The 14,594-nt window shown below is 41.4% G+C and carries 13 protein-coding genes and 1 pseudogene; 8 read left to right on the top strand and 6 right to left on the bottom strand.

What is annotated here, in order from left to right; translation table 11 throughout:
- Positions 1 to 12 precede the first annotated feature (12 nt).
- On the bottom strand, positions 13 to 1,053 hold the full coding sequence (gene bioB, locus AC0VZ4_RS10495) for a biotin synthase BioB (RefSeq protein WP_475439628.1): 1,041 nt from the start codon (positions 1,051 to 1,053) through the stop codon (positions 13 to 15).
- Between the two features lie 94 nt (positions 1,054 to 1,147).
- On the opposite strand from bioB, the gene bioA reads away from it, so the two are divergent.
- From bioA to AC0VZ4_RS10525, 6 genes and pseudogenes are all read left to right on the top strand, one after another.
- Positions 1,148 to 2,449, top strand: coding sequence for an adenosylmethionine--8-amino-7-oxononanoate transaminase (bioA, locus tag AC0VZ4_RS10500; RefSeq protein WP_475439629.1), 1,302 nt, complete (start codon positions 1,148 to 1,150; stop codon positions 2,447 to 2,449).
- Between the two features lie 159 nt (positions 2,450 to 2,608).
- Complete coding sequence (locus AC0VZ4_RS10505) at positions 2,609 to 3,421, top strand: hypothetical protein (protein WP_475439630.1); 813 nt, start codon at positions 2,609 to 2,611, stop codon at positions 3,419 to 3,421.
- The gene (locus tag AC0VZ4_RS10510) at positions 3,422 to 4,462 is read left to right on the top strand and encodes an extracellular solute-binding protein (protein WP_475439631.1); all 1,041 of its coding nucleotides are present in this window, start codon (positions 3,422 to 3,424) and stop codon (positions 4,460 to 4,462) included. It begins immediately after the preceding gene.
- Positions 4,462 to 5,976: an ABC transporter permease gene (locus AC0VZ4_RS10515; RefSeq protein ID WP_475439632.1), complete on the top strand. Its 1,515-nt coding sequence runs from the start codon at positions 4,462 to 4,464 to the stop codon at positions 5,974 to 5,976. Before AC0VZ4_RS10510 ends, AC0VZ4_RS10515 begins: the two co-directional genes overlap by 1 nt.
- Positions 5,976 to 6,992 carry an ABC transporter ATP-binding protein gene (locus tag AC0VZ4_RS10520; protein WP_475439633.1) on the top strand — a complete coding sequence of 339 codons (1,017 nt, stop codon included), beginning with the start codon at positions 5,976 to 5,978 and terminating at the stop codon, positions 6,990 to 6,992. Before AC0VZ4_RS10515 ends, AC0VZ4_RS10520 begins: the two co-directional genes overlap by 1 nt.
- A 35-nt stretch (positions 6,993 to 7,027) precedes the next feature.
- A pseudogene (locus AC0VZ4_RS10525) lies at positions 7,028 to 7,501 on the top strand (CatB-related O-acetyltransferase); the annotation flags it as partial.
- A 6-nt stretch (positions 7,502 to 7,507) separates the two neighbouring features.
- On the opposite strand, the gene AC0VZ4_RS10530 reads toward AC0VZ4_RS10525, so the two are convergent.
- Positions 7,508 to 8,923, bottom strand: coding sequence for an IS4 family transposase (locus AC0VZ4_RS10530; protein ID WP_475439634.1), 1,416 nt, complete (start codon positions 8,921 to 8,923; stop codon positions 7,508 to 7,510).
- Positions 8,924 to 8,934: 11 nt separating this feature from the next.
- On the opposite strand from AC0VZ4_RS10530, the gene AC0VZ4_RS10535 reads away from it, so the two are divergent.
- Complete coding sequence (locus tag AC0VZ4_RS10535) at positions 8,935 to 9,171, top strand: hypothetical protein (RefSeq protein ID WP_475439635.1); 237 nt, start codon at positions 8,935 to 8,937, stop codon at positions 9,169 to 9,171.
- Between the two features lie 4 nt (positions 9,172 to 9,175).
- Here AC0VZ4_RS10535 and AC0VZ4_RS10540 read toward each other — a convergent pair whose 3' ends face one another.
- Positions 9,176 to 9,610, bottom strand: a complete 435-nt coding sequence (locus AC0VZ4_RS10540; protein WP_008133749.1) for an AAA family ATPase — start codon at positions 9,608 to 9,610, stop codon at positions 9,176 to 9,178.
- A gap of 297 nt (positions 9,611 to 9,907) precedes the next feature.
- Here AC0VZ4_RS10540 and asnS point away from each other — a divergent pair, with 297 nt between their 5' ends.
- Positions 9,908 to 11,305 carry an asparagine--tRNA ligase gene (gene asnS, locus AC0VZ4_RS10545; RefSeq protein ID WP_475439636.1) on the top strand — a complete coding sequence of 466 codons (1,398 nt, stop codon included), beginning with the start codon at positions 9,908 to 9,910 and terminating at the stop codon, positions 11,303 to 11,305.
- 54 nt (positions 11,306 to 11,359) lie between these two features.
- On the opposite strand, the gene AC0VZ4_RS10550 is transcribed toward asnS, so the two are convergent.
- From AC0VZ4_RS10550 to AC0VZ4_RS10560, 3 genes are all read right to left on the bottom strand, one after another.
- A complete protein-coding gene (locus tag AC0VZ4_RS10550; RefSeq protein ID WP_475439637.1) occupies positions 11,360 to 12,685 on the bottom strand; it encodes an IS4 family transposase in 1,326 nt (441 codons plus the stop codon).
- A gap of 201 nt (positions 12,686 to 12,886) precedes the next feature.
- Positions 12,887 to 13,813 (bottom strand): electron transfer flavoprotein subunit alpha/FixB family protein, encoded by a 927-nt coding sequence (locus AC0VZ4_RS10555; protein WP_475439638.1) that lies wholly within the window; start codon positions 13,811 to 13,813, stop codon positions 12,887 to 12,889.
- The gene (locus tag AC0VZ4_RS10560; protein WP_475439639.1) at positions 13,814 to 14,563 is read right to left on the bottom strand and encodes an electron transfer flavoprotein subunit beta/FixA family protein; all 750 of its coding nucleotides are present in this window, start codon (positions 14,561 to 14,563) and stop codon (positions 13,814 to 13,816) included.
- Positions 14,564 to 14,594: the final 31 nt, after the last annotated feature.

Below are 14,594 nucleotides of genomic sequence, written 5' to 3' on the forward strand. Positions count from 1 at the left end.
AGATATAAAAGCCTACGCTTCGTAAAACAATTCAGAGGTTGCTTTGTCGGCTACTTGCGATGAAAGCGAGGCTTCTACTGCTTCGTCTGAATAGTCATGACGTTTTTCTGGGTTCATGCCTAGTTTTTTAATTAGGTTCATATCGGCATCAGCGTCTGGGTTTTCGGTGGTAAGTAGTTTATCGCCATAAAATATTGAGTTAGCGCCTGCAAAAAAGCACATAGATTGCATTTGCTCGTTCATGGCGTTGCGCCCTGCCGATAAACGTACATAGCTGTGTGGCATCATAATACGCGCTGTTGCTATGGTACGTATAAATTCAAAGTGATCTAAATCGTCTACGTTTTCAAGCGGTGTGCCTTTAACTTTAACGAGCATATTAATAGGCACACTTTCTGGCTGTTGTGGCAAATTAGCTAGTTGCATAAGTAGTCCAAAACGGTCGCTTGCTTGCTCGCCCATACCGACTATTCCGCCCGAGCATACTTTCATACCGGCATCGCGTACGTGGTCAATGGTATTTAATCTATCTTCAAATGTACGGGTTGATATAATTTGCTCGTAATACTCAGGTGACGTATCAAGGTTGTGATTGTAGTAATCAAGCCCAGCGTCTCTAAGTTCATGCGCTTTTTCGTTTGTGAGTTTACCCAGCGTCATACAGGTTTCTAACCCTAGCTCTTTTACTTCTTTAACCATTTGCGAAATGTATGGCATATCTCTGTCTTTTGGATCTGACCATGCAGCACCCATACAAAAACGGGTAGCGCCTTTTTGTTTTGCAAGGCGTGCTTGCTCTACTACTTTTTCTACTTCTATTAAGCGTTCGCGTTCTAAATCTGTTCGGTAATGGCCCGACTGCGGGCAATACTTACAATCTTCTGGGCAAGCGCCTGTTTTAATTGATAACAACGTAGAAATTTGCACTTCATTTGGGTTGAAGTTAGCACGGTGAACTGATGCGGCTTCAAACAGTAAATCGTTAAATGGCATTTCAAATAATGCTTTAACTTCAGCGTGGGTCCAATCGTGACGAACAGGTGCAAGTTCCATAATACTCTCTTATTTTTTTCATAACGGTGATATTGGCTTAGTCTACGAGTTGAAGTAACATTGTCAATGAAGCCCACCAAGTTAAAGTTTACATATGATTAAAAAGAATACTATTGACCTTGATTTTGATCGTGAGCACATTTGGCACCCATATACATCTATGACTAAGCCAATTCCGGTATACCCCGTTACACATGCTAATCACAATATTATTCACCTCGAAACTGGTGAGCAATTAATCGATGGCATGGCCTCGTGGTGGAGCGCAATACATGGCTATAACCACCCTGTTATAAATAACGCCATGATTGAGCAAATTAATAATATGAGCCACATTATGTTTGGCGGTATTACGCATAACAGCGCGGTAGAGCTGTGCAAAAAAATAGTAAATATAACGCCGCCTAGTTTAACTAAAGTGTTTTTAGCCGACAGCGGCTCAGTAAGTGTTGAAGTAGCGATTAAAATGGCGCTGCAATATTGGTTAAGCCAAAGCATTACAACAAAACAAAAATTAATGACGCCTTACAAGGGCTACCATGGCGACACCTTTGCAGCCATGAGCGTATGCGACCCCGTTAACTCAATGCATAGTTTATATTCAGGCTTTTTACCTGAACACGTTTTTGTACCTGCACCGGTTAGTCAATTTGGGGGCGAGTTTAACCAAGCAGAAGCCCAAGAGCTTGAAGAATACTTTAAAGCAAACCACAACCAAGTAGCCGCCTTTATCATTGAGCCTATTGTACAAAACGCAGGTGGTATGAACTTTTATCACCCTGATTATTTAGCCTGCGTACGTAAATTGTGCACCCAATATAACGTATTGCTAATTTGCGACGAAATTGCCACAGGCTTTGGCCGTACAGGTAAATTATTTGCTGTAGAGCACGCCAACATAGAGCCCGATATAATGTGTATTGGTAAAGCATTAACTGGCGGTTCAATGACGCTCTCGGCCACTATCACTAGCGATAAAATAGCCATTGGCATAAGCGAAGGTGAAGCAGGTGTTTTAATGCACGGCCCTACTTTTATGGGTAATCCGCTTGCCTGTGCAGCGGCCTGTGCAAGTATTGACTTGTTACTTGAGCAAAACTGGCAACAACGAATAAAGCAAATAAACACCCAGCTACAACAACTTAATAAATGCAGTGAACTAGATGCGGTTTCCAATGTGCGTACCTTAGGTGCAATAGGTGTTGTTGAACTAAACGAGGCTGCTGGCAATGTTGATGTTGCTATAATTCAGGCTTATTTTGTAGAACAAGGTGTATGGATACGTCCATTCGGTAAACTAATTTACCTTATGCCACCGTATATAAGTGACGACACCAGTATAAAAACACTGTGTGATGCCATTTATAATGCCATTAAAGGCAAGCATTACGCTTAATAGCCGGTAGTGAATACAGGTTATAGCGCTATTTACTGTAACCTACCGCTACATTTAGTGTTTTTATCTATTAAGCGAGTTTGTAGTTATTGATCTCGTTAGCTATTAGCTATATGATAATGTCTATCATTTACAATTACCTTTTTGGACTTCTTTGCTATGAAATTACTATTTAAACCAGCCAAAACTTTAGGTGCAAGCCTTTTACTCGCCTCGGCGTTTATGGCTCAACCAGTATTAGCTAACGGCCCTATTGGCGAGCATGTTAATCATCTTCAAGCTAACCTTAAAAGTTACGCAGAAGAAGTAGAATGGATGGTAGGCAAAGTTGATACCATGGTAAGCGACTACGATACTAAAGGCGCAAAAGCCGTAAAAACTGATGATTTAATTGAATATTGGGAATCAGTTAAGTTTCACAGCGCAATAGAAACTAACTTTGTACCAGTATACGCTTCTATTTGGCAGGGTCTTTATGGCGTAAAAATGGCCATTGATAATAAGCAGCCTGCTGAGGAAGTTCGTAAACAGCAAAAAGCGATGAACATAGCCTTGTGGCAAGGCCTTGGGGCTGTTAAGCTTGCTGCAAAATTCCAGCAAAAAGGCTTGTTAGACTCTGTAAAAACAACTGCTACAAAAGAAATGACACAAAGTGCCACAATTGATGAAATTAAGCACAAATTAGACCGTGTAGTAGCTAAATTTGCTGAGCGTTTACGAGACGAAGCAACTGAAATTGTTCACGATACTTATTTGCACCTGTTTGAAGGCGTTGAAGGTACACTTATTGAACAAGATGCAAAACTAGTTGAAGTGCTGGAAAAAGACTTTAACGTAACACTGCCACAAGCCATTAAAAACAGCAAAAACGTAGATGAAGTACGCGATGTGATCATTGACATGCAAACCAAATTAGACCGCGCTAAGGTTTTAATAGAAAAAGCCGAAAAAGCACGTAAGGATGTATTTTAAGTGAAGCGTAGGACCTTTATTCAAGGCCTAGCTGCGTTAGGGGTGGTTGGCTCATTGCCACTGCCTCTTTCTCGTGCGCTAGCCGCTGATATAGCAAACCCTGTTTCTGTTGACGATTTACCAAAGCTTAAAGGCGAGTTAACGCTTTATTTAGGCCGAGGCGAAGGTGGTTTGTATGAAAACGTATTACAAGCAATCCAGAAAAAAAATCCAGACTTTAAACTCGGTATACGCCGTGGTCCTACTGCTGCTTTAGCAAATACCATTGTTGCAGAAGCTAAAGCTGGCGTTCGCCGCGCTGATTTATTTTGGGCGGTTGATTCAGGCGCAATTGGTTTAGTAACCGATGCTGGCCTTGCACAACCTATCCCTGGTGATTTATCTGCTCAGTTACAACCACAGTTTAGATATAAAGAGTGGGCACCAGTAACTGGCCGTATTCGTACATTGCCATATAACACGTCGCGTTTAACTAAAGATCAAATTCCAACAAGTATTATGGAAATTGCCGACAGCGATTTAAGTATTGGCTGGGCGCCCGCCTACGCTTCTTTTCAATCGTTTGTAACCGCAATGCGAATTTTAGAAGGCGACGACAAAACCGCTAAGTGGCTTAAAAAGATTCAAAAACGTGCTAAAACATACGCCGGCGAGCTAGGTGTTGTTATGGCCGTTGAGCGCGGTGAAGTTGATATTGGTTTTGCAAATCACTATTACACTTTGCGTTTAAAATCAGGTAAGCCTGATGCCAAGCTAGATTTAGCATTTACACAAAATGATGCGGGCTGTTTAGTTAATGCATCGGGTGTATTAGCGCTTAACGACGATCCGCTTGCTACTAACTTTATGCGTTACTTACTAAGTAAAGAAGTACAAGGTTACTTAGCCAGTGAAGCGTACGAAATTCCGTTAGTAAATGGTATTACCCAACCAGAGGGTTTACCGTCACTTGCTAATATTTCCCCACCTAAAGTAGATTTAACACAGCTAGCTGATTTACGCCCTACTATAGATTTGATGCGAAGCAGCGGCGTATTGTAATGAAAATACCTGCCTCTTATCCAATGGCGCTGCTTGCAGCGCTTGTTGCGCTAACCCCTGTTTATGTATTAATTGTGCTTGCAAGCGATGCAAGCTCAGTGTTTGACACCCACAATCTGCAAATTTTAGGTAACACGTTATCGTTAATGGGTTTAACGGTACTCGGATCTATTTTAATTGGAGTGCCACTGGCGTTTATTAGCGCGTATGTGCATTTACCATTTAAAAAGCTCTGGCTGGTTGTATTTGCAGCCCCGCTGGCAATTCCCAGTTATATTGGCGCGTTTACCCTTTATGCTGCTTTTGGCCCCGGTGGCGAAATAAACACCTTAACAGGAATAGAAACACCATCAATGTATGGCCTAACAGGTGCCGCCATTGTAATGACGCTGTATACCTTCCCGTTTGTAATGATGACAACTCGCTCATCTTTACTGAGCCTTGACGCGAGCATGGTTAATGCCGCGCGTACGCTAGGCATGTCGATGACGCAAAGTATATTTAAAGTAATATTACCGCGCGTAGTTAACGGTATTGCAGCAGGCTCATTGTTAGTCGCGCTTTATACGTTATCAGACTTTGGCACGCCCGCAATGATGCGCTTAGATACGTTTACCCGCGTAATTTACGTTGAATACAACGCTTTTGCGTTAGGACGCGCTGCAATGCTTTCACTTCAACTGATGGTTATTGTCGGTTTTTTACTTTTAGTTGAATCACAAATAAAAACAGCGCCTGAGCGCCATGGTCGCCCGTTAATTTTATTTCCAAGTAAATTACAGTTAAGTGCCATGTTTGTTACGTTTGCACCTGTTTTACTACTCGCTATTGGCTTGCCTTTGGCTATATTTTCGCTTTGGTTAGCTCGCGATGGTTTTAGCTCATTTGATTTTAATATTGCATGGAACTCTACGTATGCATCAGGTATTGCGGCAATTGTAGCTGTTATCGTTGCGATCCCCGTTGCACATGCTGCACTGAGTGGAAAAGCGGGTCGTATAATGGAGCGTGTTACTTACTTTGGTTTTGGTATTCCAGGCATAGTAATGGGAACAGCGCTTGTTTACGGTGGTTTGCAGTTACCGTTTTTATATCAAACACTGGGATTGCTTATTATTGCTTATATGCTGCGATTTTTACCACTTGCTGTAGGCTCTGTTAGAACAAGCACTGAACACTTAGATCCAAGCTTAGTAAAGTCTGCGCGCGTATTAGGGGCAAGCCCACGAGAAGTATTTACTCGCATAACACTACCTTTAACTATGCGCGGTATTATTGCCGGTGCAGCACTGGTGTTTTTAGAGTCAATGCGCGAACTAGAAGCTACTCTACTACTTGGCCCAACAGGGTTTGAAACACTCTCTACTTATTTATGGCGTGTATACGAAGCGGGCTATTTTGGTCGCGCCGCTATTCCTGGATTATTGTTAGTAGTGATATCTGCCTGCGGCTTAGCTATTATGATGTCTGGCGAAAGACGCAACCAGTTTGAACATGAAGGATTTAAAAAATAATGCTATCTGTAAGTCAGTTGTCTATAGATTATGGCAGTAACCGCGTAGTAAGCGATTTAAACTTTTCGCTGGGTGAAAACGAAATCCTTATGCTTGTAGGGCCAACAGGTTGTGGTAAAAGTACAATTTTACAAGCCCTTGCTGGCCTTATACCTATTAGCGAAGGCGAAATAAACACGGGTAAATGGCGCGCTACACCCAAATTAACACTACCTCCTGAAAAACGCAGTGTAGGTATTGTATTTCAAGATTTTGCGTTATTTCCGCACTTAACCGTACAGCAAAACATTTGCTTTAGATTAAAAGATACAGCTCCTGCTGAGTATTGGATAAACCTACTTGGACTGAACGATTTTAGAGATAAAAAACCAGCAACGCTTTCTGGCGGACAAAAACAGCGTGTAGCACTTGCGCGCACCCTTGCCCACCAACCTGATTTTGTATTACTTGATGAGCCGCTTTCAAACTTAGATGCCGCTCTTAAAGACATGCTTCGTTGGGATATTAGAAACGCACTTAAAGCCGCTGGCGTACCCGCTATTTGGGTAACACACGACCAAGAAGAAGCACTCTCCGTTGGTGATCGTGTTGGTGTGCTTAAAGGCGGTAAAATTCAGCAAATTGATACACCAGAGCGCTGCTTTAGTACCCCAAACAATCGCTTTGTGGCACGCTTTTTAGGTGAAGCCAGCTTTATTAGCGGCCAATTTAGCCAAGGACAAGCCACTACCTCAATTGGTAATGCGCCCGCTCATGGCGTTGACTGTGAAAATGGCGACGTTGATGTACTACTTCGACCAGACGATGTGTTACTTGTTCAAAGCAGTATTGGCAATAACGGCGAAGTAATTTGGGTACGTTTTGAAGGTGGCAGCCGCTTGTGCGCTGTAAAACTTGCGTGTTCTACGGTTGTAACTAGCCGAGTAAGCCATGAAGTTGTGGTAAACCCAGGCGATGAAGTGCATGTATCACTAAGCACATCGCACCCACTAGCCGTTTATAAATCTATAGATTAATATCTATACCTAACTCAAAATTAAGAGGAAACCTCATGAACGGACCAAACACCAATAATCCTTCACCAATGGAAGGTTTTCCTCAAGTAGGTTTTTTAAAAAACTATATTACTTCTATCAATATTGAAGTAGGCGATTATACATATTATGACGATCCTGATGGCCCTGAGAATTTTGAAAAAAATGTGCTTTACCATTTCGATTTTATTGGGGATCGTCTGATCATAGGTAAGTTTTGTGCGATAGCTAAAGACGTTACTTTTATAATGAATGGCGCTAACCATCAAACTTCTGGATTTTCTACTTATCCATTTTTTATATTTGGTAATGGCTGGGAAAAATTTGCACCAAAATCAAATGATTTACCCTTTAAAGGCAATACAGAAATTGGTCATGATGTTTGGATTGGTTATAACGCTACAATTATGCCCGGGGTAAAAATTGGCAGCGGCGCTATTATTGCCAGTAAATCAGTTGTTACCTGCGATGTACCTGCTTATAGCGCTGTCTCTTGATCACAACTTTTCTGTCTGCTGAATTGATATTAACAATTCGGCAGATTCGACCATTTCTGCTAATTTCAACCACCCCTTCCAGAGTGCTTTTACGCCAACTCGACCATTTCTTTTACTGTCATACCACCCTCCCAATTTCGCTAAACTATAGTATAGCCAATGGAGAGACGGTACTTTATCCGGCAACACATCCTTTTCAACCTTTGCCCATAGTAATTTCCACGTCATCTCTTTAACACAAGTTGTACATCTCACTTCTTTGTCTAATTCACTCCTTTGCGCCATATTTTGCAGCTGTAATAACCTGACAGTAATAAACGCTTTAATGATCGCAATTCGTAAAATATTATCACTGTGCTGCAAACGTAAATCTTCTACTTCGGTTCCATCTGTTTTCCATGTTTTATGAAACTCCTCTACACGCCAGCGAAGTTCATAGTATCTTACTAATTTCTGGGCATCTTCTGCTGTATTTACGGGCTCTGTCGTATATAAAATCCAACATAATGGATTTTTTTGCGTACTTTCTTTTTCCTGACAGACAATGACATTGACGCTCAATGTCGGTGATTCTTGCCCTTGTACTCGCTTAGGCTTGGCGAGTGTTATAGGTTGATAGCTCAATGTAATTCGGGCCTGACGCGCTTTTCTTCCCGCACGTTGCGCTATATTAATAGTGTAACAACACTGACCCTGCGCTGTTTCTATTAACTGATTGAGATTGCATTGAGGCTCTATTAATTTTCTATTTTCTTTTGCTCTGACTAAAAATCGATGCCCTTCATCTTTTTGGTAAGTCATGTACTCATAAATGTCAGCTTCTCTGTCGCAGATGTTAAGTATATTTGATAATTCACCTGTACGTTTTTTTATATCCATTAATGTTTGTTGCCAGCGATAGCTTTCTTTCTCTTCGTAAGGGCGTTGCTGTTGTTGATCTTTAGTCCCTTTAACCTTTGATTTCCTAAACCAATAGGACTGGTCGAGTAAACCAATAACGTGCTCCGTATCTGCATCAATTGCTAAAGTTGAATGCGCATATAGCGTTCTTGTTTTTGATGGTTTTCCTAATGTATTTGCACAGTTCACATCGCCTAATTCTTTGCAAACACTGTGTTTAAATGTCAATCCTGTCGTATCTTGGATAGCGAGAACCAAAGGCAACTGCTTTACCGCTTCACTCGTTTGTGAGAATCCTGAATCGGCAATCGCTTGAGGGGATATTTTCTCATTTCTAATGAAACGATAAGCGGCTTCAATTTTTGCGGGTGTATCAGAAGCCTTAACAATTGAGCTGTCTGCATTCTCAGCCATATCGCTTGCTAGTAGAGCTAATCGTCGGGTGCGTCTCGGATCTCCTAAATTAGCGTTACCAAAAATTAATTGAGCCCATTCTTCAGAAGTGTTTGTGTGCATATGATAAATCTATGAGTGATGATGATCGATTAGATCACAGACTTAACGATATTCAAAGACTTGTGTATAAGAGACAGGCTTATAGCGTTGTAGGTGGAAATCCCGCTAAAGTGATAAAAACCAGATTTGACGATAAAACAATAAATACGCTGCTAGATATAGCTTGGTGGGATTGGAGCAATGAAAAAATCACTGCTCATTTAAATGCCATTACACAATGCGATATAAAAGCCTTATCTAATCTCTAAGTGATTACCACTCAAACATGTACGCCATTTTGCTAATCGTTTTAAGTGGGATGTGATGGGAGTTGCGTTTAGCGTATAAATGCTGCATTGATTTGTCTTTCACTTCACCCACTATCACTTCTTTTACTTGATAACCTAAAGCGATAGCCGCTTGCGAATACGCTACAAATTCCCACTTTTTAATATTAGTGTTATCTACAATTACCAAAGGCGTGCCTTGGGAAAGTGCATTTATAAAACGCGCTAAATTTAAATTGTGAAATTGCGGTAATTTAAACTTGTCAAAATGATACTCGCCTTGCTCATTAATAAAGTAATCATCTGTTGAGCAAATTAGGTACTGGCTTTCGTCAGCGCCGCCTAATTCGTCGGCAAGGTTTTGCGCGTAATAAGACTTACCACTTCCAGGTAGTCCACGTAATATAAAAACTTGTTTCATAGCATCGATTTTTTAAAGGTGAATAAAAATAAATTTAATTAGTTTGTTAATAATGCCACAAAATCACTAAATTTGAGAGTAACAAATAACATTAGAAGTAATAAACCCTCTAAAACTGCTTAAAAATAAACCGCATGCATAAAAACTTTTAAAGAGTTGCCCACAATAGTTTTTTTATTTAACTTTACTAGGTAAGATACAGGGTTCAAGTGCAGCGCCGTTTATGTGCAATTTATGCCCGAGTGTTGCGCACAGTTAAAATAAAATAGTTAGGCAACTTATATCATTGGAGTGAAGATGAGCCATTTAGCGATTTCAGAGCTATTAAAAGGCAATGTTGCGGTAGACAGCCAAGTAACAATTAAGGGCTGGATCCGTACTCGCCGCGATTCAAAAGCAGGAATTTCATTTTTAGCCGTTCATGACGGTTCGTGTTTTGATCCTATTCAAGCGGTAGTTCCTAATTCACTGAATAATTATGATGAAGTTACTAGCTTAACAGCCGGTTGTTCTGTGTCGGTTACTGGTGTTTTAGTACAATCTGCTGGCCAAGGTCAATCTTACGAAATTCAAGCTAACTCAGTGACTGTGTTAGGTTGGGTAGAAAACCCAGATTCATACCCAATGTCGGCAAAGCGCCACAGCATTGAGTACTTACGTGAGCACGCCCACCTTCGCCCTCGTACAAATATGATTGGCGCGGTAACTCGTGTACGTAACTGTTTAGCACAAGCTATTCACCGTTTTTACTACGAACAAGGCTTTTACTGGATCAGCACGCCAATCATTACGGCAAGCGACTGTGAAGGCGCTGGCGAAATGTTCCGTGTATCAACGCTTGATATGCAAAACTTACCGCTTACAGACAAAGGCGATGTTGATTACAGCGAAGATTTCTTCGGTAAAGAAACATTCCTTACTGTATCTGGTCAGTTAAATGGCGAAACTTACGCGTCTGCAATGTCAAAAATTTATACATTTGGCCCTACATTCCGCGCAGAGAATTCAAATACTTCTCGCCACCTTGCAGAGTTTTGGATGGTAGAGCCTGAAGTAGCGTTTGCTGATTTAGAAGATATAGCAAAACTGGCTGAAAACATGCTTAAGTATGTGTTTAAAGCCGTACTTGAAGAGCGCCGTGATGACATGGAATTTTTTGCACAACGTGTAGAAAAAACCGCAATTACGCGTTTAGAAGAGTTTGTAGATAAAGACTTTGCACAAGTTGATTACACAGACGCTGTAGAAATCCTTAAAAACTGTGGAAAAAAGTTTGAGTACGCTGTTGAATGGGGTGTAGATTTACAGTCTGAGCACGAGCGTTACTTAGCTGAAGAGCACTTTAAAGCACCGGTAGTTATTAAAAACTACCCACGTGATATTAAAGCATTCTACATGCGCCAAAACAAAGACGGTAAAACCGTTGCCGCAATGGATGTTGTAGCACCTGGTATTGGTGAGATCATTGGCGGTTCACAACGTGAAGAACGTCTTGATGTACTTGATGCACGCTTAGAAGAAATGGGCTTAAACAAAGAAGATTACAGCTGGTACCGCGATTTACGTAAATACGGTAGCGTGCCACATTCAGGCTTTGGTTTAGGCTTTGAACGCTTAGTTGCTTATGTAACAGGTATGGGCAACGTACGTGACGTTATTGCCTTCCCTCGTACTAAAGGCAGCGCAACTTACTAATATTTAGTAAAATGTTTATAAATACTAAAAACCAGCCAATTGGCTTAATGCCAGTCAGTTAACAGCTGACTGGCGTTTTTTATTGGGGTATTTACTGGGTTTTGGTTTCACACATCTCGGATACGCCCGCTCCTGTTTTATCGGTAATATGTGATGTTCAACTTGAGCTTGTAATTGCTCTATTGATTTAGGTATCCGTCCTGCATTTTCTATAAACATTGTATGAATAAGGTTAATAATACTAATAGCACACGTCGTAAAACTCAGGTGTTTTGCATATATTCCAGACTTTTTCTGCGCCATTTTCACCATCTGGTATCGGAGCAAGTTATAGCTCAACATTACGCCCCATAATTCTTGCGCTATCATCTCAGGTTTCTTGCTGCGTAGCGTGAAGTGACTATTCAGTAACGTTTGTTTCATTTCTCGATAACCAAGTTCAATTTCCCACCGTTCACTATAGAGGTCAACAATGTCAGCCTTAGGGAAACGCATTGGATCAGTCAGTGAAGTGAGTATATTCACCTCTTTCCCCTTAACCGTTTTTGTGACTAGCCTGACTTCAATGCTCTGTGGTAAATCGTCGAACTTTTTTCTCGCTTGTGCTGTTGCTTTTAGCTTGATAAGTTTGTCTTGACGACCTAAAGAGCGAACAATTTCATATTGCGTGCCTTTTCTCATCGGTTGAAGCCAATGCCTATTTTCCCCAGCATGATGCCAACGATTGAGTAAGCCTAGAGAATAGAAGCCTCTATCAAATAACGTCAGTGAGTTATCGGGTGTTGCCTCGATTAAGTCTTCAGCCAACACCATTTCACTAGTACGACAACTATCAAAGGCGCTCCCCATTAATAAATGGCTAGTTAACTCCATCAAACACACCATGCGAACCTGAGGGAAAGCCGTGTCACCATGCTGATTTTTCCACACGGAGAATGCATGTTGATTTTCAGCAGTATCCGGTGTGCGCCAAATAACACCATCAACACCCAGTAGTGATAGCCCGCACCATGTGGGATGGTTCGCATCAGCATTCCACATTTGCTGACTTTTCTCAAAAACCTGTTTAACGGCATCAGCCCCAAGCCGCTGCCTAGCCTGTACAACCGCACTGGGTGCAACGAGTTCTTTTTTACCTGGTAAAGCGAGCCCTAATTTACTGACAATACTCCACAGTGGGTCTTCACGATAAAACGACATACAAATGACTGTCCAAACGGACATCTCAACAGGAAGCCTTCTTTTCCTTATCGTCGCGACACCAGCGGTTTCAGCGCATTGTTTGATAAAGTCAGGACATAAAAAATCACTCAGTTGACCTAAGCCTTCTGAATTGGGTGCGTAGCTATTGGCAAGAGAAAGTGCGGTAGTGAGTTGCAAAATAAAAGGCTCCTGAATAAATTCAGAAGCCTTTATAAACTAACCAGAAGATCGGTCAATGGATCGTCAAATATTTCTTAACTGATCGGCATTAAGCCAATTGGCTGGTTTTTTTGTGTCTTGAATTAACCGAATAAAAAAGCCGCAGCACTCAAAGAACACCACGGCTTTCAACCAGAATAAATTTTGCTCGATTAAGCGTTATAAAGCGCCTTCAAGCTGTGGCAGTACTTCAAATAAGTCAGCCACTAAACCGTAATCAGCGACTTGAAAAATAGGTGCATCTGGGTCTTTATTAATCGCGACGATTACTTTTGAGTCTTTCATGCCCGCTAAATGCTGAATAGCACCGCTAATCCCCACGGCAATGTATAAGTTAGGCGCTACAATTTTACCGGTCTGCCCTACTTGCATGTCGTTAGGTACAAAGCCTGCGTCAACTGCTGCACGCGACGCACCAATAGCTGCACCTAGTTTATCGGCAATACCATTAAGTAATGCAAAGTTTTCGCCGTTTTTCATACCGCGACCACCCGATATGACCACACTAGCAGCTGTAAGCTCTGGACGTTCTGATTCTGTTTGCTCAACACTTATAAAGCTGCTTAATTGCGAATCTGATACTGTATCAATATTTGTTAAAGCAACAGCTGATTGCTCACCTTGTAAATCAAAACTACTGGCACGTACGGTAATTACTTTTTTACTGTCGAGTGATTTAACCGTGGCGATTGCATTACCTGCATAAATAGGTCGTTTAAATGTATCTGCGTCCACTACTGCGATAATTTCAGAAATTTGCGCGACATCTAATAGCGCGGCAACACGTGGCATAAAGTTTTTGCCCGTTGTAGTAGCACTTGCAACAATGTGGCTGTAGGTGTCGCTAAGTGATAACACTAAATCGCTCATGCTCTCAGCTAACTGATGTTCATAAACGACATTATCGGCCACTAAAACATTAGCTACGCCATCAATGCTGGCAACTTGTGAGCTCATTGCGCTTAAGTTGTTACCTGCAATTAGTATATCAATAGGAAAACCCATTTTTACTGCGGCGTTAATAGTTTTTGAGGTTTCTGGCTTTAAGGCACCGTTGTCGTGCTCTGCAATTACGAGTGTTTTCATTTAAATCACCTTTGCCTCTGTTTTTAATTTTTCTACAAGCTGTGCAACGTCTTCAACAATAATTCCTGCGGTGCGTCTAGCTGGCTCTTCAACACTTATTAATTGAATACGCGGTGTTAAATCAACACCAAGCGAATCTGCTGCTATTACTTCAAGCGGCTTACGTTTGGCTTTCATAATATTTGGCAGTGATGCGTAGCGAGGCTCGTTTAAGCGTAAGTCGGTTGTAACAACTGCCGGTAAATTAAGTGCTACCGTTTGCAGCCCGCCATCAACTTCGCGGGTTACGTTTACTTTGCCATCTTTAATAACCACTTTTGATGCAAATGTACCCTGCCCACGATTAGTAAGCGCAGCGAGCATTTGACCTGTTTGATTATTATCTGAGTCAATTGACTGTTTACCTAAAATGACAAGTTCAGGCGTTTCTTGCTCTACAATTTTAGCGAGTAGCTTTGCAATATGAAGTGACTCGAGCTTTTCATCGGTTTCGATGTGAATGGCTTTGTCAGCACCCAATGCTAATGCTGTGCGTAATTGTTCTTGTGATGCTTTAGGACCAATAGTTACGGCAACCACTTCACTGGCTGTGCCGGCTTCTTTGAGGCGAATTGCTTCTTCTATAGCAATCTCACAAAACGGGTTCATTGCCATTTTTACGTTGGTTAAATCAACGTCGCTGTTATCACTTTTAACGCGTGCTTTTACGTTGTAATCAATCACTCTTTTTATTGGTACGAGGACTTTCATAGGAACTCCATAATTATTTAAACCTACAAGG

The sequence above is a fragment of the Pseudoalteromonas sp. QJM3NY_22 genome (assembly GCF_056173065.1).

Excerpts from the sequence above, each read along its gene's own strand:
- AC0VZ4_RS10520 (WP_475439633.1), top strand. The coding sequence starts at position 5,976 with ATGCTATCTGTAAGTCAGTTGTCTATAGATTATGGCAGTAACCGCGTA.
- AC0VZ4_RS10555 (WP_475439638.1), bottom strand. The coding sequence starts at position 13,813 with ATGAAAACACTCGTAATTGCAGAGCACGACAACGGTGCCTTAAAGCCA.
- AC0VZ4_RS10505 (WP_475439630.1), top strand. The coding sequence starts at position 2,609 with ATGAAATTACTATTTAAACCAGCCAAAACTTTAGGTGCAAGCCTTTTA.
- AC0VZ4_RS10530 (WP_475439634.1), bottom strand. The coding sequence starts at position 8,923 with ATGCACACAAACACTTCTGAAGAATGGGCTCAATTAATTTTTGGTAAC.
- bioA (WP_475439629.1), top strand. The coding sequence starts at position 1,148 with ATGATTAAAAAGAATACTATTGACCTTGATTTTGATCGTGAGCACATT.
- AC0VZ4_RS10515 (WP_475439632.1), top strand. The coding sequence starts at position 4,462 with ATGAAAATACCTGCCTCTTATCCAATGGCGCTGCTTGCAGCGCTTGTT.
- bioB (WP_475439628.1), bottom strand. The coding sequence starts at position 1,053 with ATGGAACTTGCACCTGTTCGTCACGATTGGACCCACGCTGAAGTTAAA.
- AC0VZ4_RS10535 (WP_475439635.1), top strand. The coding sequence starts at position 8,935 with ATGAGTGATGATGATCGATTAGATCACAGACTTAACGATATTCAAAGA.
- asnS (WP_475439636.1), top strand. The coding sequence starts at position 9,908 with ATGAGCCATTTAGCGATTTCAGAGCTATTAAAAGGCAATGTTGCGGTA.
- AC0VZ4_RS10540 (WP_008133749.1), bottom strand. The coding sequence starts at position 9,610 with ATGAAACAAGTTTTTATATTACGTGGACTACCTGGAAGTGGTAAGTCT.
- AC0VZ4_RS10560 (WP_475439639.1), bottom strand. The coding sequence starts at position 14,563 with ATGAAAGTCCTCGTACCAATAAAAAGAGTGATTGATTACAACGTAAAA.